We start from the raw sequence: 24,264 nt of genomic DNA on the forward strand, positions 1-24,264 counted from the left end.
GCTACCGCTACCGCCCGCGCAGTCGCCGGACGAGAATGCTCGCGTCCCCGCGGGACTCCAGATCCGCCAGGACCACGGCGACCGCCTCGCGGACGATCCTCCCGCGGTCGACGGCGAGACCGTGTTCGCCGCGGAGCACCAGGCGCGCGTGTTCGAGGTCCATCAGCTCCTCGGCGGACACGTACACCGTGATCTTCTCGTCGTGCCGCTCCCGCCCGCTGGGCCGGCGGTTGGCGGCACGCGCCCGCTTGCGGGACGACTGCACCGACGTGGAAGGGGCGCCAGAACCTTCCTGCCCCGGCTGACGCCGCCCCGAACGGTCCGGGGCGCCGCCCCGGCTGCGGGACTCCCCCGCGCCGGACGACTCGGCGCCGGCGGCGACATGCTCGTCGCCTTCGCCGTCACCGCCCTGGACGGGCACCGACTGGGGCGCGTCCTCCCCCGCCGCCGCGTCGCTCTCGCCGGCCGGAGCCGGCACCCGGGCCTCGCCGTTGGTCCGGCGGTTGGGGGTGGACGACTGGAGCGCCATGCCCCCGGTGGTACGGAACAGTTCGTCGGCCCCCGGCAGACTCACTCGGCGTGACACCGGGCGAGCACCTCCCTGGCGAGCTGGCGATAGGCGGCGGCGCCGACGGAGTTGGAGGCGTAGGTGGTGATCGGCTCACCGGCGACGGTGGTCTCCGGGAAGCGGACGGTCCGGCCGATCACGGTGTGGTAGACGTGATCGTCGAAGGCCTCGACGACGCGCGCGAGCACCTCACGGCTGTGCACCGTGCGGGAGTCGTACATCGTGGCGAGGATGCCGTCGAGCTCCAGCTCGGGGTTGAGCCGTTCCTGGACCTTCTCGATCGTCTCGGTGAGCAGCGCGACACCGCGCAGCGCGAAGAACTCGCACTCCAGCGGCACGATCACCTTGTGGGCCGCCGTCAGCGCGTTCACGGTGAGCAGGCCGAGCGAGGGCTGGCAGTCGATCACGATGTAGTCGTAGTCGGCCAACAGCGGCTTCAGGGCGCGCTGGAGCGTGGACTCGCGGGCGACCTCGCTCACCAGCTGCACTTCGGCGGCGGACAGGTCGATGTTGCTGGGCAGCAGGTCCATGTTCGGGACCGCCGTCTTCAGGAGCACCTCGTCGGCCGCCATGCCCCGCTCCATGAGCAGGTTGTAGACGGTGAGGTCGAGCTCCATCGGGTTGACGCCGAGTCCCACGGACAGCGCGCCCTGCGGGTCGAAGTCGACGAGCAGCACCCGGCGTCCGTACTCCGCGAGCGCGGCACCCAGGTTGATGGTCGACGTGGTCTTGCCCACGCCGCCCTTCTGGTTGCACATCGCGATGATCGTCGCGGGGCCGTGACTGGTCAGCGGACCCGGGATCGGGAAGTAGGGCAGCGGGCGTCCCGTCGGGCCGATGCGCTCACGGCGCTGACGGGCCGCGTCGGGCGCGAGCGTGGCCGCGTACTCCGGATCGGGCTCGTACTCGGCGTCGGGGTCGTAGAAGTGCCCCTCGGGCAGTTCGTCGTAGTCGGCGAAGTGGGTGTGGATCTCGCCACTTCCGTTGCCGGCCATGGCGTTCACGTGATGGCCATCCATGCTCGGGTGTGCTGTCTGAGTCGTCCGGGGACTCTGGTGGGCTGCGAAGGTGCGGACAGCGACGGAGCCGACAGCCTCGAGCCCCGTGGGGCTCTGGCCCCGCGCCGGCATTCCTGGTTGACCACCCCCGGGAGTAAATGTCGACTCATTCACAAGTCGTCTTACCTCCTTGGTGACCAGGGAACTTCTCGATAGGTCAGCGTGGCACCATGCCGACGATTGGCGACTCTATGGCGTGTCACCGCTCCGCAGCAACACAATCCGCCGGACCCGACCCGATGTGTCGGCAACCGAACATCCCTCTGTCAAGGGCGTAAGGCCGTCGCACGGCAGGTCCCACCGGTGTGCGAATCGGTTGAAGAGTTACGTTCGTGGCGAGTTGAACGAGTGCCGCAAAGTGACCCGACACACACCCGGCCGGACCTTGTCGGGCAAGGTCCGGCCGAGTGTGCGGTGTTGACGACCCGTGTTGACGTATCGCCTTTTCTCAGCGCCGAGTCGGCAGCCGGTGCCGGCTCCTGGAGTCACTCCCGGAGCCGTCGGGAAACTCAGCCGAGCAGGCTCTCCAGCGCGACGTGCTCCAGCCCGTGGGCCTCGGCGACCTCGCGGTAAACAACCTTGCCGTCATGGGTGTTGAGACCCTTGGCCAGCGCGTTGTCGCGACGCAGGGCCTCGGTCCAGCCGCGGTCGGCGAGCTCGACGATGTACGGCAGCGTGGCGTTGGTCAGCGCGTACGTCGAGGTGTTGGGGACCGCGCCGGGCATGTTGGCGACGCAGTAGAAGACCGAGTTGTGGACCGGGAAGGTCGGCTCGGCGTGCGTGGTGGGACGCGAGTCCTCGAAGCAGCCGCCCTGGTCGATCGCGATGTCGACAAGGACACTCCCGGGCTTCATCCGCGCGACGAGCTCGTTGGTGACCAGCTTCGGCGCCTTGGCGCCGGGGATCAGGACGGCCCCGATCACGAGGTCGGCCTCGAGGCAGGCCTTCTCCAGCTCGAAGGAGTTGGACATGACGGCCTTGACCTTCGTGCCGAAGATCTTGTCGGCCTCGCGCAGCTTGTTGATGTCGCGGTCGAGCAGCGTCACCTCGAAGCCCATGCCGATGGCGATCTGCGCGGCGTTCCAGCCGGAGACACCGCCGCCGATGACGACGGCCTTGGCCGGCAGCACGCCCGGGACACCGCCGGGCAGGACGCCGCGGCCGCCGTTGGCGCGCATCAGGTGGTAGGCGCCGACCTGCGGGGCGAGACGGCCCGCGACCTCGGACATCGGGGCGAGCAGCGGCAGGGCGCGGTTCGGCAGTTCGACGGTCTCGTAGGCGATCGCCGTGGTGCCGGACTCCAGGAGGGCGTCCGTGCACTCCTTGGAAGCGGCCAGGTGCAGGTAGGTGAAGAGCGTCTGGTCCTTGCGGAGGCGGTGGTACTCCTCCGCGATGGGCTCCTTGACCTTCAGCAGCAGGTCGGCGGTGGCCCAGACCTCGTCGGCGGTGGACAGGATCTGCGCTCCGGCGGAGACGTACTCCTCGTCCGTGATCGAGGAGCCGACACCGGCGTTCTGCTCGACGAAGACCTGGTGGCCGTGGCGCACGAGCTCGTGCACACCGGCGGGGGTGATGGCCACCCGGAACTCGTTGTTCTTGACCTCGCGGGGGATGCCGACCTTCACGTCGATCACGGTCCTTGACTCAGAGGGCTCTGGGGCTATGCGTGCCGAGGCGATGCAAGCCAGGCAATGCATGTCATACCCGACGTACGGGAGCACACCGGGAGACACCACGGAAGAACGCGGCGGAGCCAGTCTAATGAAGGGATTCCCTCTGTCTAGCCTTTCAATGCATCAATCTTCAGCGGATGAACTACGGATTTCGTAGGCGTTAGCGTCGCGTTCCCCTCCGGACGCGCTCTCCGGGAGCTCATCTCCCAGCATGCGCTCGGCCGCCGCTCGGTGCAGCCGGGCGGCCGCCGGGTCGCCGAGCCGGTCCAGGGTGTCGGCCAGCCTGACCTGGAGCGCGGCCTGCAGACGTACGTCGTCCGCGCGGCGCGCCCACTCGACGGCTTCCTGGCAGGTGCGCAGCGACTCCTCGGGACGCCCCGCGTACTCCTGGACCCGGGCCATCTCGCTCAACGCCCTTGCCTGGGAGGCGACATCACCGTTCTTGCGGTGCCAGGCGACCGCGGCGCGCCAGTTGACCTGCGCTTCTCCGTAGCGGCCCGCGTAGGTGTGCGCGGTGGCGATACGCCCGTACAGCCGGGCGGCGTCGGCGCGCTCGTCCCGGGCGAGCCGCTGGGCGAGCGCCCTGCCGTACCAGTCGGCGGCCCGGTCGTGGTCCCCGAGCTCCTGGTGGGCGCCGCCTACGGATTCCATCGCGCGGCCGGTCGCGTACGGGTCGTTCGCCTCGCGTCCGGCGTCCAGCGCGGCCCGGTAGCGGGCGAGGGCGTCGGTCCCGCGGCCGGTCTGCGCGTCGAGGTCGGCGAGATTGAGCAGGGCCGCCGCCCTCTCGCGCGGCAGGTTCCGGCGCTCGGCGACGTCCAGCACGAGACGGTGGATGCCGTACAGGTCGGACGCCGCGGCCCGGGTGCCGAAATGGGCCGCCATCGCCCGCACCAGGGCGGCCATCAGCCGCCGGGCGAGGGTGTCCAGCTCCCCGTCGGCGACCGCCAGCCGCGCCGAGGCGAGCAGCGCGGGCCGGCGCACACGCAGCCAGTCCTCGGCCGCCCGGGGACCGGAGAAGCGCAGGGCGCGCGGCATCCCCGCGAGCTTCTCGCGGGCGGGCGAGCTGTCGGTCTCGGTGATGGCACGGCAGGACACCAGGAGCCGTACGGTCCGCTCCAGCATCCGGGCGCGGGCCAGCTGCACCTCGGCGGCCCGGTCATGGGTGTCGACGAGCGTCCGGAGCAGGGGATGGAGGCAGCCGGGAACCTCGTACTGCGGCAGCTCCGAGGGGATCGCCCGCACCAGGCCGAGGCCGACGAACTCGTCCAGCGTGGTGTGCGCCGTCTGGACCGAGCAGCCGGCCAGCGCGGAGGCGGTGTGCGGGTCGACGAGGCCCGCGGGGGCCAGCGAGAGCAGTCGCAGTATCCGCGCGGCGGTGCCCGGCAGGGAGGCGTACGAGAGCCGGAAGACGCGGTCCAGCGGTGTGCCGTCCTCGCCCTCGGTGCGCAGCTGCTTGGCGAGATCGGAGACGGCGGCGGTGGGGCGCGCGGCGAGCCAGCCGCCGGCCAGCACCAGGGCGGTCGGCTGGCCCGCGCACAGTTCGACCAGTCCTTCGGCGGCGAGCGGGTCGACGGTGATGCGGACCGAGCCGGTGAAGTGGCCGAGGAGTTCGAGGGCGGACTTGGTGTCCAGGCCGCCGAGCGTGCAGGGACGGACGTCCGCGATTCCGGTCAGCGGCCCGCCGGAGACGGCGACGACCAGGCAGTCCGGGGAGTCGGGCAGCAGCGCGTCGACCTGCTCGGCGTCGGCGGCGTCGTCGAGCAGCAGCACCGCCCGGCGGACCGCGAGGGCCTCGCGCAGCCGCTCGCCGAGGTCGTCGGCGTCGGCTCCGGGGGGTGCGGACAGTCCGAGGGCGGTGAGCAGTTCCCGCGCGGTGGCCTCGGTGGGCACCGGGGTGCCGTCGGGTTCGGTGAGGCGGGCGCGCAGTATGCCGTCGGGGTAACTCTCGGCGACCTGCGCGGCGAGCTGGGCCGCCAGCGCGGTCCGGCCGGAGCCGGGCTTGCCCGCGATCAGCAGCACCCGGGCCCGCGGGGCCTTGCGGCCGGCGATGGTGTCGAGGCCGGCGCGCTCGATGTCCGCCCGGAGTTCCTTCAACTCTCTTGTACGGCCCAGGAACTGACTCTTCGTAGGAGGGGACCCGGCAGCCGGCCGCTGCCCCTGGGACGACACCTTGGTGCCGCCGTCGTCCACCGCCTGATCCGCCACGGGCCACGCTCCCGTTCCACCGCACGCGCAAGCCCGCCGGAACTCCGGTACGGGCGTTTTCCCGAGCCTAGTTCACGCTCTGCGACGATCCGTGCGGAGCGCGGCGGCGATATCCCCCGATCGGATCAGGCGATCGTAGGACCGGTGCCCCCGGACGGGCGTACGCGGCCCGTCCGAGGCCGGCCTCCGGGACGGCGCGGCCGCCCCCGAGGCGGACGTCAGGCCTCGAAGGGGCGCGCGGGCCAGGGCGCCTCGGCCGGGCGCAGGGCGTCGAGTCCGGCGCCGTTTCGCGCGGCGAGCAGCGAGAGGACGCCCACGACCAGGCAGTTGTTGTGCAGGTCGCCGGCGAGCACACCGCTGACGAGTTCACCGAGGGGGACGCGGGCCAGCTCCATGTCGGCCTCCTCGTCCTCGACCTCGAACCGCTCGCCCTCCGCCTGGGAGAGGTCACGGGCCAGGAAGATCCGGATGGCTTCGTCGCAGCCGCCGGGCGTGGTGTAGACGTCGGTCAGCACGCGCCAGGTCTCCGCCTTGACGTGCGCCTCCTCGTAGAGCTCGCGCTGGGCGGCGTGCAGCGGGTTCTCGCCGGGGATGTCGAGCAGGCCCGCCGGGATCTCCCACAGCTTGTGGCGCACGGGGTGGCGGTACTGGCGCAGGACCAGGACACGGTCCTCGTCGTCCAGGGCGAGCACGGCCACGGAGCCCGGGTGGACCTGGTAGTCGCGGCGGACCACGGATCCGCCGGGCATGACCACGTCGTCGGTGCGCACCGAGGTCTTGTTGCCCTTGAAGGGGGTCTCGGTCGCCCGGACCTCCCACTCCTCGGGGGTGTCCTTGATCGTCATGGCCTGTCCTCCCACACGCAGAAAGAGTCCGGTCCGGTGACGGAACCGGGGCACGCGCCCGCGGGAACTCCCGCGGACCCGCACCCCGGTCACCGTACAACCTGGTGCTACTTGGCCCTACTTGCCCGTCTTGCGTGCCACCGCGGCCTTGACCAGGCCCGCGAAGAGCGGGTGCGGCCGGGTCGGACGGGAGCGCAGCTCGGGGTGCGCCTGGGTCGCGACCAGGTACGGGTGGACGTCGCGCGGGTACTCGACGTACTCGACGAGCTTGCCGTCCGGGGAGGTTCCGGAGAACTGGAGGCCGGCCTTCTTCTCCAGCTCGGCGCGGTAGGCGTTGTTCACCTCGTAGCGGTGACGGTGCCGCTCCTCGACGTACTCCTTGCCGTCGTACACCTCGCGCACGATCGAGCCCTCGGCGAGCTTGGCCGGGTACATGCCCAGGCGCATGGTGCCGCCCATGTCGCCCTCGCCCGCCACGATGTCGAGCTGCTCGGCCATCGTGGAGATGACCGGGTGGCCGGTGCCGGAGTCGAACTCGGTGGAGTTGGCGTCGGGGATGTCGGCCAGGTTCCGCGCGGCCTCGATCACGATGCACTGCAGGCCGAGACAGAGGCCGAGCAGCGGGATCTTGTTCTCGCGGGCGTACTGGATCGCGCCGACCTTGCCGGAGACGCCGCGGTCGCCGAAGCCGCCGGGGATGCAGATCGCGTCGACGTCGCCGAGCTGCTTGGCCGCGCCCGCGGGGGTCTTGCAGTCGTCCGAGGTGACCCACTTGATCTTGACGCGGGCCTTGTTGGCGAAACCGCCGGCGCGCAGCGCCTCGGTGACCGAGAGGTAGGCGTCGGGCAGGTCGATGTACTTGCCGACGAGCGCCATGGTGATCTCGTGGACCGGGTTGTGGACGCGGTCGAGCAGGTCGTCCCAGGTCGCCCAGTCCACGTCACGGAACGGCAGGTCCAGCTTGCGGACGACGTAGGCGTCCAGGCCCTCGGTGTGCAGGACCTTCGGGATGTCGTAGATCGACTTGGCGTCGATCGCCGCGACCACGGCGGCCTCGTCGACGTCGCACATCAGCGAGATCTTGCGCTTGATGGCGGTGGGGACCTCGCGGTCGGCCCGCAGCACGATCGCGTCCGGCTGGATACCGATGTTGCGCAGCGCCGCGACCGAGTGCTGCGTCGGCTTGGTCTTCAGCTCGCCGGACGGGCCGATGTACGGCAGGAGCGAGATGTGCACGACGAACACGTTGTCGCGGCCGACCTCGTGACGGACCTGGCGGACCGTCTCCAGGAAGGGCAGCGACTCGATGTCGCCGACCGTGCCGCCGACCTCGGTGATGACGACGTCGACGTCGTCGGTCGCCATACGGCGGATGCGGTGCTTGATCTCGTTGGTGATGTGCGGGATGACCTGCACGGTGTCACCGAGGTACTCGCCGCGCCGCTCCTTGGCGATGACGGTGGAGTACACCTGACCGGTGGTCACGTTGGCCGAGCCGTCCAGGTCCACGTCGAGGAAGCGCTCGTAGTGCCCGATGTCCAGGTCCGTCTCGGCGCCGTCGTTGGTGACGAACACCTCGCCGTGCTGGAACGGGTTCATGGTGCCCGGGTCGACGTTCAGGTACGGGTCGAGCTTCTGCATGGTGACGCGCAGACCCCGCGCCTTGAGCAGCGCGCCCAGGCTGGAGGCGGTCAGGCCCTTGCCGAGGGAGGAGGCGACACCCCCGGTGACGAAGATGTGCTTGGTCGTCGTGGCTGTGCTGTTTCGAAAAGCACTGGGCGGCATGGCCAAGAGGGGGCTCCCGTGGTCGGTCTGGGGTGCGTGCCGGCGTGGGGCCCGGAGATTTCCGGGGGTTGCCGTCGCTGCGGTTCGGGGGTTTCTTGCCCACCGGTCCACGGGCTACCAGGGTATCAGCGACCGGACGAGGTCGCTTCCGGCCACGCTCCGCGCACACCTGAGCACCCGGCTCGGCACACAGCTCACACACCGCTCACTCGATCGGCTCAGCCGGGTTGTCCGGAGCGGCACGCGGATCTTCCACGTGCGTCGTATCCTGCTCGGACACTCGCTGCCGAGCCCCTCCGGCACACGGCACCATCCCGTACGTAACCGGAACAAAGAGGGCCTGTCAGTTCGTTCGAAACGACAATCGCATCGCCCATCGCACCGACAACCGGCGTTTCGCAGCGACGCACGACGGACGTCCCCCATCATCGACGTTCCGCAGTTACCGACTCCCATTGCCTACTGTTTTTGCAGTACCTACGTTCCCTTTGACCGCAAGAGCGACCGCCCCGCGAAGGGGCGCCGTGGCCGTTCGACTGGAGATGCACGTGGCCGGGCGCATCGAGGACTACGCACTCATCGGAGACATGCAGACAGCCGCGCTGGTCTGCCGGGACGGCACAGTCGACTGGCTGTGCCTGCCCCGCTTCGACTCCCATGCCATCTTCGCGGGACTGCTCGGCACGGAGGATCACGGCTTCTGGCGGCTCGGTCCCGCGCACGCCGCCGACGCGCAGCCGCCGACGGCCTCGCGCCGCCGGTACCGCGGCGACTCGCTGATCCTCGAATCCGAGTGGGACACACCGCGTGGCACGGTCCGGGTGACCGATTTCATGCCCCCGCGCGACGGCGCGCCGCAGCTGATCAGGATCGTCGAGGGCGTCACGGGCCGGGTGCCGATGCGCTCCACGCTGCGCATGCGGTTCTCGTACGGCCGCGTCGTGCCCTGGGTGCGCCGGCACGAGGGGCGCACGGTCGCGGTCGCCGGACCCGACTCGGTCTGGTTCGACACGAACTGTCAGACGTACGGCAAGGACCTGACCACCTACGCCGACTTCACCGTGGCACCGGGCGAGCGCGTCGCCTTCACCGTGTCGTGGGAGCCCTCGCACAAGCAGCCGCCGCCGCTGCCCGAGCCGGAGCAGTCGCTGGAGGCGACCGAGGAGTTCTGGCGCGACTGGGTCGACCAGTGCACGTACCACGGCCCCTACCGCGAGGCCGTCGTCCGCTCCCTGATCACGCTGAAGGCCCTGACGTACGCGCCCACGGGCGGCATCGTCGCCGCGCCCACCACCTCCCTCCCGGAGGAGATCGGCGGCGTACGCAACTGGGACTACCGCTACACCTGGCTGCGCGACGCGGCCATCACCCTCTCCTCGCTGCTGCGCACCGGCTATCGCGAGGAGGCCCGCGCCTGGCGCGAGTGGCTGCTGCGCGCGGTCGCCGGCGACCCGGAGAACCTCCAGATCATGTACGGCATCGCGGGGGAACGGGAGTTGGGCGAGGCCGAGCTCGACTGGCTTCCCGGGTACGAGGGTTCGACGCCCGTCCGGGTCGGCAACGGCGCCGCGCACCAGCTCCAGCTCGACGTCTACGGCGAGGTCACCGAGGCCCTGCACCTGGCCCATATGACGGGCCTGTCCCGCAACGACTACGCCTCGCTCCTCCAGTTGAAGCTGATCCGCTACCTGGAGACCCACTGGGACCAGCCGGACGAGGGGATCTGGGAGGTCCGGGGCCCGCGGCGGCACTTCGTGCACTCCAAGGTGATGGCCTGGGTCGCCGTCGACCGCACGATCAAGCTCGTCGAGTCCGGGGACGCGCACGGCCCGCTGGAGAAATGGCGCGAACTGCGCGACGACATCCACCGGGACGTGTGCGAGAAGGGCTACGACCAGGAGCGGAACACCTTCACGCAGTCCTACGGCTCGAAGGAGCTCGACGCCTCCCTGCTGCTCATCCCGCAGATGGGCTTCCTGCCGCCGGACGACAAGCGGGTGATCGGCACCATCGAGGCGATCCAGCGCGAGCTGTCCACCTCCGACGGCTTCATCCTGCGCTATCCGACCTCCGGCGAACACGCGGGCGTGGACGGTCTGGAGGGCGACGAGGGCGCCTTCCTCGCCTGCTCGTTCTGGATGGCCGACGACCTCGCGATGATCGGCCGGGTCGACGAGGCCCGCAAGCTCTTCGAGCGTCTGCTGGCCCTGCGCAACGACCTCGGTCTGCTGGCCGAGGAGTGGGACCCGCGTCTGCAGCGCCAGGTCGGGAACTTCCCGCAGGCCTTCAGCCACGTCCCGCTCATCGACACGGCCCTGCGGCTGACGGCCAGCGGGGCGTACGGCGGCTGAGCGGGCCTGTGCCGGGCGCGTGGGGGATCCGTCCCCGACGCGCCCGATGCGCCGTACCCGCCTAGCCTTAAGGAGTCCTGTCCCCTCATGGAAGGGGGCGGCTTCCATGGCTCCCCTTTCGAAGACCGGCGCGGCACTGGCCGCGTTCCGCGCGGGTCTCGCCGGCGATGTGGTCACCCCCGAGGATCCGGGGTACGACGAAGCCCGGACGATCTTCAACGCGATGATCGACCGGCGGCCCGCCGTGATCGCACGGTGCGAGGGCGAGGCCGACGTGACACGCGCGGTGCGCTTCGCGCGTGACCTCGATCTGCCGATCGCCGTACGCGGAGGCGGTCACAGCGTCTCCGGCATGTCGCTCAACGACGGCGGTCTCGTCATCGATCTCAGCCGCATGCAGGCCGTCACCGTCCACCCCGGGTCCGAGACGGTCCGGGTCGAGGGCGGAGCCCTGATGAGCCATCTCGACCGGGCCACCCAGCCGTACGGCCTCGCGACCACCGGCGGCCGCGTCTCCACGACCGGCGTCGGCGGCTTCGTCCTCGGCGGCGGCAGCGGCTGGCTGGACCGCTCCTTCGGCCTCGCCGTCGACAATCTCCTCGGGGTCGAGCTGGTGACCGCCGACGGTTCTCCGGTACGCGCTACCGACCAGGAGAACCCGGAGCTGTTCTGGGCCCTGCACGGCGGCGGCGGGAACTTCGGCGTCGCCACCGCGCTGACCCTCAAGCTGCACCCGCTGCCCGAGTTCTCGATCGCCATGGTGATGTTCCGGCCGGACGCCGGCCCCGACGTCGTGCGCGTCTACCGCGAGATCATCGAGAACGGGCCGCCGGAGGCGGGCGGCGGCGTCCTCTACCTGACCGGCCCGCCCGAGGAGTTCATGCCCGGGCATCTGGTCGGCAAGCGGCTGTGCGGCGCCCTCGTGGCGTACGCGGGCGGCGAGGAGGACATGCGCAAGGTCGCGCAGCCGCTGCTGGCGCTGCCGCACGAGGTCGAGATCGTCACGGCCCTGCCCTACCCCGACTTCAATTCCATGCTCGACGACCCGCCCGGCATGCGGAACTACTGGTCGGCGGAATACGTCACCGGCGCGCCCGACGACTTCGTGGACGTCTTCTGCGCCCTCGGCGAGGCCATGCCCGTCCCCACCGGCAACCAGCACGTGCTGTTCCCGCAGGGCGGCGCGATCGCCGCCGGACCGTCCCGGTTCCCGGTCCCCTACCGCGACGCGCCCTGGGCCGTGCACCCCTTCGGGATCTGGGAGGACCCGGCCGACGACGAGCGGTGTGTCGCCTGGGTCAGGAAGGTCCGCGAGGACGTCCGGCCGTGGAGCACCGGCGCGGTCTATCTGAACTTCATCGGGGACGAGGGCACGGACCGCGTCACGGCCGGGCTCGGCGCGGACAACCTCAGGCGGCTGGCCGCGGTGAAGGCCGAGTACGACCCGGACAACGTCTTCCGCTTCAACCACAACATCGCCCCGGTACCGGCCGCCGCCTGACCTCGGCACTCACCCGGACACCGCCCGCGGCGGCTCCCCCGGTCGCCCGCCCAGGCCCTGGGATGCCTCCCCGAGCCGTCCGCGGGTAGCGTCCGCTCCATGGACAGCCGTTACGACACCCAGGGCGCCGGAATCACCGTGCAGCGGGCCCTTGAGCTGCCCGGACTGCGCAGCGGGCTGCCGGAGATCATCGCGGGGGCCGACCGGCTGCAGCGGACCGTACGCTGGGTGCACGCGGGCGAGGTGCCGAACATCGCCTCGCTGCTCAAGGGCGGCGAACTGCTGCTGACCACCGGGTACGGTCTCGGTACCCGCCCGGCCGACCAGCGCGCGTTCGTCCGCACCCTGGCCGAGCGCGGGATCGCGGCCCTCGTCGTGGAGCTCGGCCCGCGCTTCACCCGGCTCCCGGCCGCGCTCGTGGAGACGGCGCGTTCCACCGGTCTGCCGCTGGTCCAGCTGCACCGCGAAGTGCCCTTCGTGACGGTCACGGAGGAGATCCACACCGAGATCGTCAACGGCCACTACGCACTGCTCCAGCAGGCCGAGGAAGTGCACCGGCGCTGCACCGAGGCCCTGCTCGGCGGCGGCGGAGTGCCTCAGGTCCTGCGCATCCTGGCCGACTTCAGCGGCAGCCCGGTCTTCCTGGAGACGGCCGACGGACAGCTCCTGTACGCGGCCGGGGCCGGCTCCACGGGCGCCGACCCGCTCCAGGTCTGGGAGGGGCTGCGCGGCCAGCACAAGGAGGAGCCGCCCGCGGGGACCATCCTGGTGGACGTGCCCGGCGGCGGCCCCGGCACCGGCTCCGTACGGGCCCGCCTGGTGCTGCTGCCCGTCGGCGCTCCGGTCGCCCCGGTGCACCGGATCGCCGCCGAGCGGGCCGCCGGCATCCTGGCCGTCGTGCTGATGCAGGCCCGCCAGGAGGAGGAACTGGCGGCGCGGGGGCGCGGCGACTTCCTGACCGACCTGGCCGAGGGCCGGATCGAGGCCGAGGACGCGCCGGCACAGGCCCGGGTACTCGGCTTCAAGCCCGGCTCCGGCCCGCTCCTGCCGGTCGTGATGCGACTCGCCGACGGCCTCGCGCCCGGCGGCGGCTGGGCGGTCCTGGCCCGCGCCGTCGCCGAGGAGCTGGCCTCGGTGGGCGTCCCGGTGCTGCTGGGGGTACGTCCCGTCGAGGGCCGGGTCCCGCTGCTGCTGGGCCTGCGCTCGGAGTCGGAACGGGGGGCCGTCGCGGACCGCGTCGCGGCGGCGCTGCGCGCCGGGGTGGAACGCGCGGGCATGCAGCGGCCCGGGGCACAGCCGCCGGTGGTGGTGGTCGGGGTCGCCGGCGGCTGGGCGGCCGCGTCGGCGGGTCTGCGGCACGCGGCGGAGACGGCGACGGCCGCGCAGGGACTGTCGGACCGGCCCTGGTACGACGCACGCCGTCTGGACATCGACCTGCTGCTGTGGCGACTGCGCGAGCACCCCGACCTGGCCGCCTTCGTGGAGCGCGCGATCGGCCCGCTCCGCGACCACGACGTCCGCTCCAAACCGCCTCTTCTTCCCACCCTCCAGACGTACTTGGCGCACGCGGGCCGCAAGGCGGAGACCGCCCGCGAACTGCATCTCAACCGGCAGACCCTGTACAACCGCCTGGCCAGGATCGGTGAGTTGCTGGGCATGGACCTGGACGACCCGCAGACGGTACTGGCGTTGAGCCTGGCGCTGCGGGCACGCAGACACGTTCCCTGAGGCCTGCCCGCCTGCCCGCCCCAGGTCCCGGGTGTCAGACCAGCGGCCGGAACTGGGTGAACTCGTCGTAGACGCTCAGCACTTGGGCGACCGTCTCGTCCTCGGTCGGCCACGTGGCGGCCTGCCGGGCGCCCTTCTCCCGCAGCACCTCCCGGCGCGCCGGATCGGCGAGCAGTCGCAGGACGGCGTCGCCGAGCGCCTTCGCGTTGCCGTACGGGACGAGTTCGGCCGCGTCGCCGACCGTCTCGGGGATGCCCCCGACCGCTGTCGCGACGAGCGGAACACGCGCGTGAAGGGCCTCCTGCGCCAGCACCGAGCGCGACTCCCATCGGCTGGGCAGCAGGACGAGGTCGGCGGCCGCCAGCAGTTCCGTGACGTCCTCGCGCCGCCCGATGAGCCGGACCGGCAGTTCCTCGTCCTCGATCCGGCGCTGGAGAACGGCGCGCAGCGGCCCCTCCCCCGCGATCACCAGCAGCGGCACGGGATCGAGGCGGCACCAGGCGCGCGAGGCGTCCAGGAGGGTGTGGTAGCCGCGGTACCGGTCGAGTGAGCCGACCGCGATGAGCAACGGGCGGTCGGTCGCGCCGAGTTCGGCCCGCGCCTTGTGCCGGAACCGGTCGGGTTCCACCGGCTCGACGGGCAGGCGCGGCGCCGGAAGCGCGACGGCGGCGAGCCGCGCGTCCCGCGCTCCCCTCCTGCGGGCCCGGTCCACCAGGTCCGACGAGGTCCCGAGCACCACGGCGGCGGCTCTGGCGACCCTGCGTTCGAGGAGCCGCAGGACATGGACCCGGGCGCCGTCCGCCTCCGAGCGGGTGTGCCAGGTGACGACGAGGGGAACGCGTCGCCCGCTGAGCGCCAGCACGGCCCGCAGCGCCGCGTGGATCCCGTGCGCGTGCACGAGATCGGCGTCCGCGCAGGCCGCCCGCAGCGCGGAGACCGAGGCGGGGTCGCTGCTGCGGGGCACGGGAACGTGGTGCGCGCCGACCTCCGTGAACCCGTACACGCGGTCCGCCTCGGCGGGAGCGCAGACGGTGACCCGGACCCCTCGGGCGACCAGACCCGCGGCCAGCGACCGTACGTGCGCGCTGCTGCCCGCGCTTCCGCCGCCGAGCACCTGCACGGTGCGCAGCGGCGACTGGCCGTGCGCTGAGTGGCTGCTCACGTGGCTCACGCGGCCGGGGCTCCTGGTTCGGCGTCGGACGGTCACGAGGAAACGTACAGAAGGTCGTGCGGAGGAGGGGTACCGCACGTCGTGCACCGCGTACTACGCCAAGGATGCCAGGCATCCCGGGCGTTCCGGCACCGCCATCACGACGAGGGCACGTCAGACAAGGCAACCCGGCGACGACCGTCACCCGCACGAGTGATGAATAGCCCATTCCGGGGAGGACCGAACCATACGACCGAATAGGCCCCCTGGCACCACAGGTCATCTCGGTCTCCGGAAGCCGCCCGGCGCATCACGCGTCACCTCGGTACCGAAGACGCCCTCGCCCGCGACACCGGTGGCAAAGGTGCACCCGCGCACCGAAAGGCGCGCCGAACCTCACACAGGCGCACCCAAGAGCCCGCACTCCCCGGGCCCGTTCGTCGCATTCAGCCCCTCCGGCGTTTGAGGAGCGGGGTCCGGGGCGGAGCCCCAGGTACGGGAAGGGCAGGGGCGGAGGGGGCGAAAAGAGCAGGCGACAGGCCCACGGAGCCCGGGCGGACCCGCCCGCCCGGATCAGTCTGGACGGGCCCGTCCAGACGGGCAGTGCAGACGGGCGGTCCAGCCCCCGCCAAGGGGGCAGGACCGCTCCTGCTAGGCGTCCGCGCGGGCCGCAGCCAGGAGTTCCTCCGCGTGCGCCCGGGCCGTCACGGAGTCCTCCTGGCCGGCCAGCATCCGGGACAGCTCGCGGATCCGCTCCTCGCCCTCCAGCACCTTCACGCCGGACCGGGTCACCGACCCGTCGTTGGTCTTCTCGACCAGGAGCTGCCGGTCGGCGAAGGCGGCCACCTGCGGCAGGTGCGTCACGACGACGACCTGCGCGCTCTTGGCGAGCCGTGCCAGCCGGCGCCCGATCTCGACCGCGGCCTTGCCGCCGACGCCCGCGTCGACCTCGTCGAAGAGGTACGTCGGCACGGGGTCGGTCCCGGCGAACACGACCTCCACCGCGAGCATGACCCGCGAGAGCTCACCGCCGGACGCCCCCTTGGCGATGGGCCGCGGCGGCGCCCCGGGATGCGGGGCGAGCAGGAGTTCCACCTCGTCGGCACCGGCCGGACCGTAGGCCACCAGGCGTCCGCCGACCTCCACCCCCTCCGGGTCGTCCGTCTGCCGGAGCTCGAAGGACACGCGCGCGTGCGGCATCGCGAGCGAGGCCAGCTCGGCGGTGACGGCGGCGGCGAACCGTTCGGCGGCCTCCGCGCGGGCGTCCGTCAGCGCCTGGGCCAGGCCGCCCAGTTCGCCGCGCAGCGCGTCCCGCTCGGCGGTCAGCTCGCCGAGCCGGTCGTCGTCGCCGTCGAGTTCGGTGAGCCGCTCGGAGCTCCGCTCGGCCCAGGCGATCACGGCGTCGATGTCCGCGCCGTACTTCCGGGTCAGCTGGGTGAGCGCGGCCCTGCGCTCCTCGACGGCCGACAGTCGCAGCGGGTCGGCGTCGAGGTCGTCGGCGTAACCCGCGAGTTCGCCCGCGACGTCGCCGAGCAGGATGGCGATCTCCCCGATGCGCCCGGACAGCGTGGCGAGGGCCGAGTCGTGCGACCCTACGGCCTCGAGTGCCCGGTGGGCGCCCGCGACGAGCGTGGCCGCGTCGATTCCCTCCGGGTCCTCGGGGTTGCCCGCCAGCGCGGCGTGCGCGGCGGTGGCGGCCGATGCCAGCGCTTCCGCGTGCCCGAGCCGTTCCGCCTCCGCCGCCAGCTCCGCGTCCTCGCCGGCGCGCGGCTCGACGGCCGCGATCTCGTCGAGGCCGAAGCGCAGCATGTCGGCTTCCTGGGCCCGTTCCCGCGCACGCGTCGTGATCTCGTCCAGCTCGGCCGAGACGGCCCGCAGCCGGCGATAGGCGCCCGCGTACTTGGCGAGCGGAACGGCGACCGCGTCCCCCGCGTACCGGTCCAGGGCCTGCCGCTGCCGGGACAGCTTGAGCAGCCCCTGCTGGTCGGTCTGGCCGTGCACCGCGACGAGTTCGTCGGCGAGTTCGGCGAGCACGCCCACCGGCACCGAGCGTCCGCCCAGATGCGCGCGTGAACGCCCCTCGGCCGAAACGGTACGGCTGATCAGCAGCATGCCCTCGTCGAGCTCGGCACCCGCTTCCTCGGCCCGTACGACGGCCGTCCCGCCCGCGGGTACGCTGATCCGCCCCTCCACGACCGCGCTCTTGGCGCCGATCCGCACGAGGGCCGGGTCCGCACGCCCGCCCAGCAGCAGCCCGAGGCTGGTGACCACCATCGTCTTGCCCGCACCGGTCTCACCGGTCACGGCGGTGAAGCCGGGTGACAACTCGACGACCGCGTCGTCGATGACTCCGAGCGACCGTATCCGCATCTCCTCCAACACGCCCCCGACCATACGAGGTTTTCCCGGCGCCGTGCGACGCCGCCCCCCGCAAAGAGAACCGAGCGTTACCTTCCGGGGCTGATCTCGTTCGCCGACGGCCCTCGCGGAGGCGGCCCGGCACCCGGGCGGAACCGGGTGCCGGGGTGTGACTGTGGCTAGTGCGGTGCTCCGCGCCACCCGGACACGGGCAGTGCGAACTTGGCGACGAGCCGGTCGGTGAAGGACGCGTGGTGCAGCCGGGCGAGCCGCACGGGCACGGCCCCGCGCCGCACCTCGACCCGCGCGCCCGGCGGCAGCTCCACGGTCCGCCGTCCGTCGCACCACAGGACGCCCGGCGGAACGTGCGGCAGCACCTCCACGGCGAGCACCGAGTCCGGTGAGGTCACCAGCGGCTTGGCGAACAGGGCGTGCGCGCTGATCGGCACCATCAGCAGGGCCTCGACCTCGGGCCAGACCACGGGCCCGCCCGCGGAGAAGGCGTACGCGGTCGACCCGGTCGGGGTCGCGCAGACGATCCCGTCGCAGCCGAACCCGGTGACGGGCCGCCCGTCGATCTCCAGCACCACTTCGAGGAGCTTCTCGGCGGACACCTTCTGCACGGCCGCCTCGTTCAGCGCCCAGTCGGTGTGCACGATGTCGCCGTTGCGGTGCACGACCACGTCGACGGTCATGCGCTCCTCGACCTCGTAGGCCCTGGTGACGACCCGGTCGACGACCTTGTCCAGATCGTCGCGCTCGGCCTCGGCGAGGAAGCCGACCCGCCCGAGGTTGACGCCGAGCATCGGCACACCGGAGGCGCGGGCGAACTCGGCGCCGCGCAGCAGCGTTCCGTCACCGCCGAGGACGATGAGCAGCTCGCAGCCGTCGAGGCACTGCGGAGTGGCCTCCTGGACCAGCTCCACCTCGGCCGGCAGCGGCAGATCGGCCGCCTCGGCCGCGAGGACCCGGACGCCGATCCCGGAACGCAGAAGCCCCTGGACGACCAGCTCCGCGCTGCGGATGGCTGCCGGCCGCCCGGTGTGGGCCAGCAGGAAAACAGTACGAGCTCGGGTCTGTGTCAACGCGGCCCCTCCGCCACTGCACGGTCAACGTCGGCCGGGTCGAGTTCGGGCGCCCCGGCGCTCAGCCACAGAAAGTACTCGACGTTGCCCGACGGTCCGGGCAACGGGCTCGCTGTCACGCCCTTCACTCCGAGCCCCAGCTCCTGGGCCCGTCCCGCCACACCGCGCACGGTCTCGGCGCGCAGCTCCGGGCTGCGCACGACACCGCCGCTGCCCAGCCTGTCCTTCCCCACCTCGAACTGCGGCTTGACCATCATCACCAGGTCGGCATCCGGCACCGTGCACCGCGCGAGGGCGGGCAGCACCAGTCCGAGCGGGATGAAGGACAGATCCCCGACAACAAGGTCCACGGGCTCCCCATCGATCGCCTCCAACGTCAACTCGCGTACGTTCGTACGGTCCTTGACGATGACGCGTTCATCGCTCTGGAGAGACCACGCGAGTTGTCCGTAACCTACGTCCACGGCGACGACACGGGCGGCGCCCGCGCGCAGCAGTACGTCGGTGAAGCCTCCGGTGGACGCGCCGGCGTCCAGTGCCCGCCGCCCCTCGACCTTCAGGCCCTGCGGCCCGAAGACGGCGAGCGCGCCGGCGAGCTTGTGCCCGCCGCGCGAGACGTAGTCGGGGTCGTTGTCGTCCTTGCTGACCACGATCGCCGCGGCGGTCTCGACCTGCGTGGCGGGCTTGGTCGCGAGGGTCTTGCCCACGCTGACCCTGCCCGCGGCGATCAGCTGTCCGGCGTGCTCGCGCGAGCGGGCGAGCTTCCTGCGGACCAGCTCGGCGTCGAGGCGGCGGCGTGCCACTCCTGCCACGTTCGGTTCAGCTCCTGCGGTCGTACGGCGATGGAAAGGGTCGCCCGGGACGTTCCCCGGGTATCCCGAAGGATCTCATTGCGGGGCGGCGGCCGGGCGGCCGGCGGGAGCCGGGGCTCCCGGGCGGACGTCGAGCGCGGTGAGCGCGTCGCGCAGCCCCCGGTGCACATCCTCGTACACCTCGAGGTGTCCGTCCGTGGCGAGGCGGTCGGCGTCGGCGAGGCGGTCGAGCCGGGCGTCGACGTCGGCGTGGCCCGTCGGGACACGCGGGATGTTCAGCGGGGCCGGTGCGGCGGGGTCGTACGCGGGTTCCGGTTCCGCCTGCGCGGCCGGGCCGGGCTCCTGCTCGGCCATGGCCTCGGGAGGCTCGCCCTCGGGGACTGAGTCGTTCATGCCCCGACGCTACCGCGAAGGGCTGCGGTACCGTCGATCACGATGGCGACGACAGAGGAGTGCCGCACCGCACTCGACAAGCTTTCGGACAACATGGCGGGCGCCGACGGGAACGTGCGCGCCGCGGCGGCCCTGGACCGCTCGCTGAGCTGCCGTATCACCGACCTGGACATCACCTTCGTCGGCCGTCTCAGGGGCGGCCGGATCGAGGTCCTCGACACGCTCCAGGGCCCGCCTCCCGAGCGGGCACAGATCCGGCTGACCATGAACGGCGACGACCTGGTGTCGATGGTGAACGGCGAGCTGAACTTCGCGAAGGCCTGGGGCTCGGGCCGGGTGAAGCTGGAGGCGGGCCTGCGCGACCTGTTCCGGCTCAGGACCCTTCTTTAGCGGACGCGGCGGCGGGGACCCTGGCCTTGCGAGCCGCGGGCACCACGAGCGGTGTCCCGGTCTCGGGGTCGTCGATGATCTGGCAGCGCAGCCCGAAGACCTCCTCGACCAGCTCGGCCGTGACGATGTCGTTCGGGGCGCCCTCGGCGATGACCTCGCCGCCGCGCAGGGCGATCAGGTGGGTGGCGTACCGGGCCGCGTGGTTGAGGTCGTGCAGCACGGCGACCAGGGTGCGGCCCCGGGTCTCGTGGAGCTCGGCGCACAGGTCGAGGACGTCGATCTGGTGCTGGATGTCGAGATAGGTCGTCGGCTCGTCCAGCAGGAGCAGCGGGGTCTGCTGCGCGAGCGCCATCGCGATCCACACGCGCTGACGCTGGCCGCCCGACAATTCGTCGACGTAGCGGTCGGCGAGCTCGGCGACCCCGGTCGAGGCCATCGCCTCCTGCACCACGCGCTCGTCCTCCGCGGACCATTGGCGCAGCAGGCCCTGATGGGGGTAGCGGCCCCGGCCGACGAGGTCGCCGACCGTGATCCCGTCCGGTGCGATCGACGACTGCGGCAGCAGCCCGAGGGTGCGCGCCACCTTCTTCGCGGGCATCGACTGGATCGCCTGTCCGTCGAGCAGCACCCGCCCGGCCGAGGGCTTCAGCATGCGCGAGAGGGCACGCAGCAGCGTGGACTTGCCGCAGGCGTTCGGGCCGACGATCACGGTGAAGGAGTTGTCGGGAATCTCCACCGACAGCTTCTCCGCGATGACGCGCTGGTCGTAGCCGAGGGTGACGTTGTCGGCGGACAGGCGGTTCACAGTGCTCCTTGGGGTGTTCTCGTGCGCCTGGTCGTTCGCCCGCGCCGCGTTCTTCGGTTCCCGCACGGCCGGGTCCGCCGGGCCGCTCACAGCCGTGTCCGCCGGGCTCACGGCCGGGTCCGCCGGGCCGCTCATATCCGGCCCGCCTTGCGCTCGGTGACCAGCAGCCATAGCAGGTAGACGCCGCCGAGGACGCCGGTCACGACGCCGACCGGCAGCTGATCGGCGCCGAAGGCGCGCTGCGAGGCCCAGTCCGCGACGACGAGCAGGGTCGCGCCCATGCACATCGACGGCATGAGGTTCGGTCCGGGTGACCGGGTGAGCCGCCGGGCGAGCTGCGGCGCGGTGAGCGCCACGAAACCGACGGGGCCCGCGGCGGCGGTGGCACCCGCGGTGAGCAGCACGGCGGCCACCATCAGCAGCAGCCGCGTCCGCTCGACGCTCACTCCGAGGGCGTACGACACGTCGTCGCCCATCTCCATCATCCGCAGCCCGCGCGCGTTGCCGAGGACGAGGGGGACGAGGACGGCGCACAGGATGAGCAGCGGCCAGACCTGGGCCCAGTCCCGGCCGTTGAGGGAGCCGGTCATCCAGACGACGGCGCGGGCCGCGTCGACGAGGTCGGCCTTGGTGAGGAGGTAGCCGTTGACCGCCGTGACGATCGCGGAGACGCCGATGCCGACGAGGACCAGGCGGTAGCCGTGCACGCCCCGCTTCCACGCGAGCAGGTAGATGGCGAATCCGGTCAGGAGTCCGCCGACGAGCGCCCCGAGGGCGACCTCGGTCGCGCTGCCCGAGTACAGCACGATCATGATGAGCGCGCCGGCGGTGGAACCCTGTCCGAGCCCGAGCACGTCGGGGCTGCCCAGCGGATTGCGGGAGACGGACTGGAACAGCGCTCCGGCCAGCCCGAGCGAGGCCCCCACCAGCAGCCCGACGAGAACGCGCGGCAGCCGCAGGTCGTTGACGATGAACTCCTGGCTGGGGCTGCCGTCGCCGGCCAGGGTCTTGAGGACGTCGCCGGCCGGGATCGGGAAGTCGCCGGTGCCGATGAGGACCACGCTCGCCGCGGCCGCTGCCACCAGCAGCAGGACGACCACGAGGAACGTGCGGACGTCGAGGCGGACGGACAGTCCGCCGCCGGTGCGGACGGCCCGGACACGGCGCCCGGGGAGTGCCGGGACACGCCGGTCGCGTGCGGTTCGGATGCTTCGTGGGGTCGTCACAGCTGCGCCGTCCTCCGTCGCCGTACGAGAAAGATGAAGACCGGACCGCCCAGCACCGCGGTGACGATGCCGACCTGGAGCTCCGCCGGCCGGGCGACCATCCGCCCCAGGACATCGGCGCCGAGCAGCAGCGCGGGCGACAGGACGGTGGCGTACGGCAGGATCCAGCGCAGGTCGGGCCCGGTGAAGGAGCGGACGGCGTGCGGGACCATGAGCCCGACGAACACGATCGGTCCGCAGGCGGCGGTGGCGGCGCCGCAGAGCACGGTCGCGGCAGCCATCGACAGCGCGCGGGTGCGGTTCAGGTTGGCGCCGAGCGCCCGGGCCGTGTCGTCGCCCATGGCCACCGCGTTCAACGGCCGGGCCAGAGCCAGCGCGATGAGCGTGCCGACGGCGAGGAAGGGGGCTACCTGCTCGATCGTCGAGTCGGTCGCCGAGGCGAGCGAGCCGACGGTCCAGAAGCGCATCTTGCCGAGCGCCGCGTCGTCCATGATCATCACGGCCTGGAGATAGCCGTACAGCGCGGCGCTGATCGCGGTTCCGGCGAGCGCGAGCCGTACCGGGGTCGCGCCCCGGCTTCCGCCCAGGAACCAGACCAGCGCTCCGACCGCGGCCGCGCCGAGGAAGGCGAACCAGACGTAGCCGCTCAGCGAGGTGACGCCGAAATAGGTGATCGCGGTGACGACGGCGGCGGACGCGCCCGCGTTGATCCCGAGCAGGCCGGGGTCGGCCAGCGGATTGCGGGTGAGCGCCTGGAGGACGGCACCGGACAGCCCGAGCGCGGCGCCGGCCAGCAGCCCGAGCACGGTGCGCGAGATCCGGTCGCCGACCACGACATCGGCGTACGTCCCCGAGTCGTGGAACAGGCCGTGCCACACCTGGTCCAGCGGTAGCGCTTTCGCGCCGATCGCGATACTCGCCAGCGCGACCAGCAGCAGGACGCCCACGGAGACGAGGAGCCCGAAAGCCCGTATCGCCCGGCGGGTTGGGGGCGCGGGGGCGGTTTCCGCGCGCTGTTCAGGAGGACTCTCGACCAACACGAGGTTAGGTTAGCCTACCCTCGCGTCGCGCTTGGGGGCGCCCGCACACCCGGCCTCGCACCGAGGCCCAGGTCAGCCACCCCACCGACCCCGCCCCGCCCACGAGCGAGCACCGGCAGCACCGGCCCCCATGCGCTTCCCCGGCGCCTGGAGTGCACAGAGACCGGGACAGGGACCGGCCCCTGTGCACTCCAGGTCCGGTCCCAGCGCACTCCAGGTCCGATCCCGGACCGGACCGGACCGGTCGGACTAGCCCTAGAGGCCCAGCCGGGCCAGCGCCTTCCCCCCGTCCAGCTCGCACGCGCTCTCACCCGCGGCCGTCCACGCCGCCGCGCACAGGGCCCGCAGTCCGTCGAGGGCCTCGCCCTCGCCCGTCAGCTCGAGTTCCTGGCCGCCCGCCGTCGCCGTCCAGCCGCCGCAGCGGAACCCGTCGCCCGCCTCGACGACCTCGGGCTGCCCGGTGAGCATCCCGCGCAGATCGGCGTCGACGTACGTCGGCCGGTGCTGCGGAGGCGCGGCGAGGAGCTGTGCCCCGTCCGTCACACCGGTGAGGACGAGCAGCGAGTCCACCTCTCCGTTGAACGCGCCCTCGATGTCCGTGTCCAGCCGGTCCCCGACCACCAGCGGCCGCTCGGCCCCGGTCCGCAGAATCGTCTCGCGGTGCATCGGGGGCAGCGGCTTGCCCGCCACCTGCGGCTCGGCACCCGTGGCGATGCGGACGACCTCCACCGCCGCGCCGTTCCCGGGCGCGATCCCGCGCGCGCCCGGAATCGTCAGATCCGTGTTGGAGGCGAACCACGGAACCCCGCGCGCGATGGCGTAGCACGCCTCCGCGAAGCGGGACCAGGTCAGATCGGGACCGCCGTACCCCTGGACGACCGCCACGGGCTCATCCTCCGCCGAGTCGACCGGCTCCAGCCCGCGCTCGCGAAGGGCGACCCGCAGTCCCTCTCCGCCGATGACGAGCACCCGCGCCCCCGCCGGCACCTGCTCGCTGATGAGCCGGGCCACGGCCTGCGCCGAGGTGATGACGTCCGAGGCCACCGTCGGTATGCCCAGCTCCGTGAGATGCCCGGCGACCGCGTCGGGGGTGCGCAGCGCGTTGTTGGTGACGTACGCGAGGTGCATACCGCCCGCGCGCGCCGTCGCCAGCGAATCGACGGCGTGGGCGATGGCGTCACCGCCCGCGTACACCACCCCGTCCAGGTCCAGCAGCGCCGTGTCGTACACCTCGCTCAGGGCCTGCCCACTGCCCTCGGGCCGCGTCCTGACGGTCTGGCTCATTGCGCAT

The 24,264-nt window shown here is 72.1% G+C and carries 19 protein-coding genes; 4 read left to right on the forward strand and 15 right to left on the reverse strand.

Annotated elements, in window-relative coordinates; genetic code table 11:
• Positions 1-7: 7 nt before the first annotated feature.
• The 6 genes from OG485_RS11710 to OG485_RS11735 all read right to left on the reverse strand — a co-directional run bounded on the left by OG485_RS11710 (position 8) and on the right by OG485_RS11735 (position 8,134).
• On the reverse strand, positions 8-586 hold the full coding sequence (locus tag OG485_RS11710) for a hypothetical protein (protein WP_328556354.1): 579 nt from the start codon (positions 584-586) through the stop codon (positions 8-10).
• The gene (locus tag OG485_RS11715) at positions 571-1,698 is read right to left on the reverse strand and encodes a ParA family protein (protein ID WP_328668042.1); all 1,128 of its coding nucleotides are present in this window, start codon (positions 1,696-1,698) and stop codon (positions 571-573) included. Before OG485_RS11715 ends, OG485_RS11710 begins: the two co-directional genes overlap by 16 nt.
• 437 nt (positions 1,699-2,135) lie before the next feature.
• Positions 2,136-3,260, reverse strand: a complete 1,125-nt coding sequence (gene ald / locus OG485_RS11720; protein ID WP_328668044.1) for an alanine dehydrogenase — start codon at positions 3,258-3,260, stop codon at positions 2,136-2,138.
• A gap of 162 nt (positions 3,261-3,422) precedes the next feature.
• Complete coding sequence (locus OG485_RS11725; RefSeq protein ID WP_328668046.1) at positions 3,423-5,504, reverse strand: tetratricopeptide repeat protein; 2,082 nt, start codon at positions 5,502-5,504, stop codon at positions 3,423-3,425.
• 218 nt (positions 5,505-5,722) lie between these two features.
• Positions 5,723-6,349, reverse strand: coding sequence for an NUDIX hydrolase (locus OG485_RS11730; protein WP_328668048.1), 627 nt, complete (start codon positions 6,347-6,349; stop codon positions 5,723-5,725).
• A gap of 117 nt (positions 6,350-6,466) precedes the next feature.
• On the reverse strand, positions 6,467-8,134 hold the full coding sequence (locus OG485_RS11735; protein WP_328556349.1) for a CTP synthase: 1,668 nt from the start codon (positions 8,132-8,134) through the stop codon (positions 6,467-6,469).
• A 548-nt stretch (positions 8,135-8,682) separates the two neighbouring features.
• Here OG485_RS11735 and OG485_RS11740 point away from each other — a divergent pair.
• The 3 genes from OG485_RS11740 to OG485_RS11750 all read left to right on the forward strand — a co-directional run bounded on the left by OG485_RS11740 (position 8,683) and on the right by OG485_RS11750 (position 13,714).
• The gene (locus OG485_RS11740; protein ID WP_328674326.1) at positions 8,683-10,485 is read left to right on the forward strand and encodes a glycoside hydrolase family 15 protein; all 1,803 of its coding nucleotides are present in this window, start codon (positions 8,683-8,685) and stop codon (positions 10,483-10,485) included.
• A gap of 106 nt (positions 10,486-10,591) precedes the next feature.
• A complete protein-coding gene (locus OG485_RS11745; RefSeq protein WP_328668051.1) occupies positions 10,592-11,986 on the forward strand; it encodes an FAD-binding oxidoreductase in 1,395 nt (464 codons plus the stop codon).
• 99 nt (positions 11,987-12,085) lie between these two features.
• Positions 12,086-13,714 (forward strand): PucR family transcriptional regulator, encoded by a 1,629-nt coding sequence (locus OG485_RS11750; RefSeq protein ID WP_328668052.1) that lies wholly within the window; start codon positions 12,086-12,088, stop codon positions 13,712-13,714.
• Positions 13,715-13,748: 34 nt separating this feature from the next.
• Here OG485_RS11750 and OG485_RS11755 read toward each other — a convergent pair whose 3' ends face one another.
• From OG485_RS11755 to OG485_RS11775, 5 genes are all read right to left on the reverse strand, one after another.
• Entirely contained in the window at positions 13,749-14,885 is a 1,137-nt protein-coding gene (locus OG485_RS11755) for a glycosyltransferase family 4 protein (protein ID WP_328668053.1), read from the reverse strand.
• A 630-nt stretch (positions 14,886-15,515) separates the two neighbouring features.
• Positions 15,516-17,258, reverse strand: coding sequence for a DNA repair protein RecN (gene recN / locus OG485_RS11760; protein ID WP_328668054.1), 1,743 nt, complete (start codon positions 17,256-17,258; stop codon positions 15,516-15,518).
• A gap of 143 nt (positions 17,259-17,401) precedes the next feature.
• Positions 17,402-18,307: an NAD kinase gene (locus tag OG485_RS11765; protein ID WP_326788629.1), complete on the reverse strand. Its 906-nt coding sequence runs from the start codon at positions 18,305-18,307 to the stop codon at positions 17,402-17,404.
• Positions 18,304-19,119 (reverse strand): TlyA family RNA methyltransferase, encoded by an 816-nt coding sequence (locus OG485_RS11770; RefSeq protein ID WP_328668055.1) that lies wholly within the window; start codon positions 19,117-19,119, stop codon positions 18,304-18,306. The genes OG485_RS11765 and OG485_RS11770 overlap by 4 nt, the downstream gene beginning before the upstream one ends.
• Positions 19,120-19,194: 75 nt before the next feature.
• Complete coding sequence (locus tag OG485_RS11775) at positions 19,195-19,512, reverse strand: hypothetical protein (RefSeq protein ID WP_328668056.1); 318 nt, start codon at positions 19,510-19,512, stop codon at positions 19,195-19,197.
• Between the two features lie 42 nt (positions 19,513-19,554).
• Between OG485_RS11775 and OG485_RS11780 the strand changes: the two genes are divergently transcribed.
• The gene (locus OG485_RS11780; protein ID WP_328668057.1) at positions 19,555-19,902 is read left to right on the forward strand and encodes an SCP2 sterol-binding domain-containing protein; all 348 of its coding nucleotides are present in this window, start codon (positions 19,555-19,557) and stop codon (positions 19,900-19,902) included.
• Here the strand turns inward: OG485_RS11780 and OG485_RS11785 are convergent.
• The 4 genes from OG485_RS11785 to OG485_RS11800 form a co-directional block, all read right to left on the reverse strand.
• Positions 19,886-20,842: an ABC transporter ATP-binding protein gene (locus OG485_RS11785; RefSeq protein ID WP_328668058.1), complete on the reverse strand. Its 957-nt coding sequence runs from the start codon at positions 20,840-20,842 to the stop codon at positions 19,886-19,888. The genes OG485_RS11780 and OG485_RS11785 overlap by 17 nt on opposite strands.
• Positions 20,839-21,915: a FecCD family ABC transporter permease gene (locus OG485_RS11790; protein ID WP_328674327.1), complete on the reverse strand. Its 1,077-nt coding sequence runs from the start codon at positions 21,913-21,915 to the stop codon at positions 20,839-20,841. Before OG485_RS11790 ends, OG485_RS11785 begins: the two co-directional genes overlap by 4 nt.
• A gap of 14 nt (positions 21,916-21,929) precedes the next feature.
• A complete protein-coding gene (locus OG485_RS11795; RefSeq protein WP_328668059.1) occupies positions 21,930-22,973 on the reverse strand; it encodes a FecCD family ABC transporter permease in 1,044 nt (347 codons plus the stop codon).
• 255 nt (positions 22,974-23,228) lie between these two features.
• Positions 23,229-24,257 carry an HAD hydrolase-like protein gene (locus OG485_RS11800; protein ID WP_328668060.1) on the reverse strand — a complete coding sequence of 343 codons (1,029 nt, stop codon included), beginning with the start codon at positions 24,255-24,257 and terminating at the stop codon, positions 23,229-23,231.
• Positions 24,258-24,264 lie beyond the last annotated feature (7 nt).

The sequence above is a fragment of the Streptomyces sp. NBC_00328 genome (genome assembly GCF_036139655.1).
In the GTDB taxonomy this organism is placed as follows: domain Bacteria; phylum Actinomycetota; class Actinomycetes; order Streptomycetales; family Streptomycetaceae; genus Streptomyces.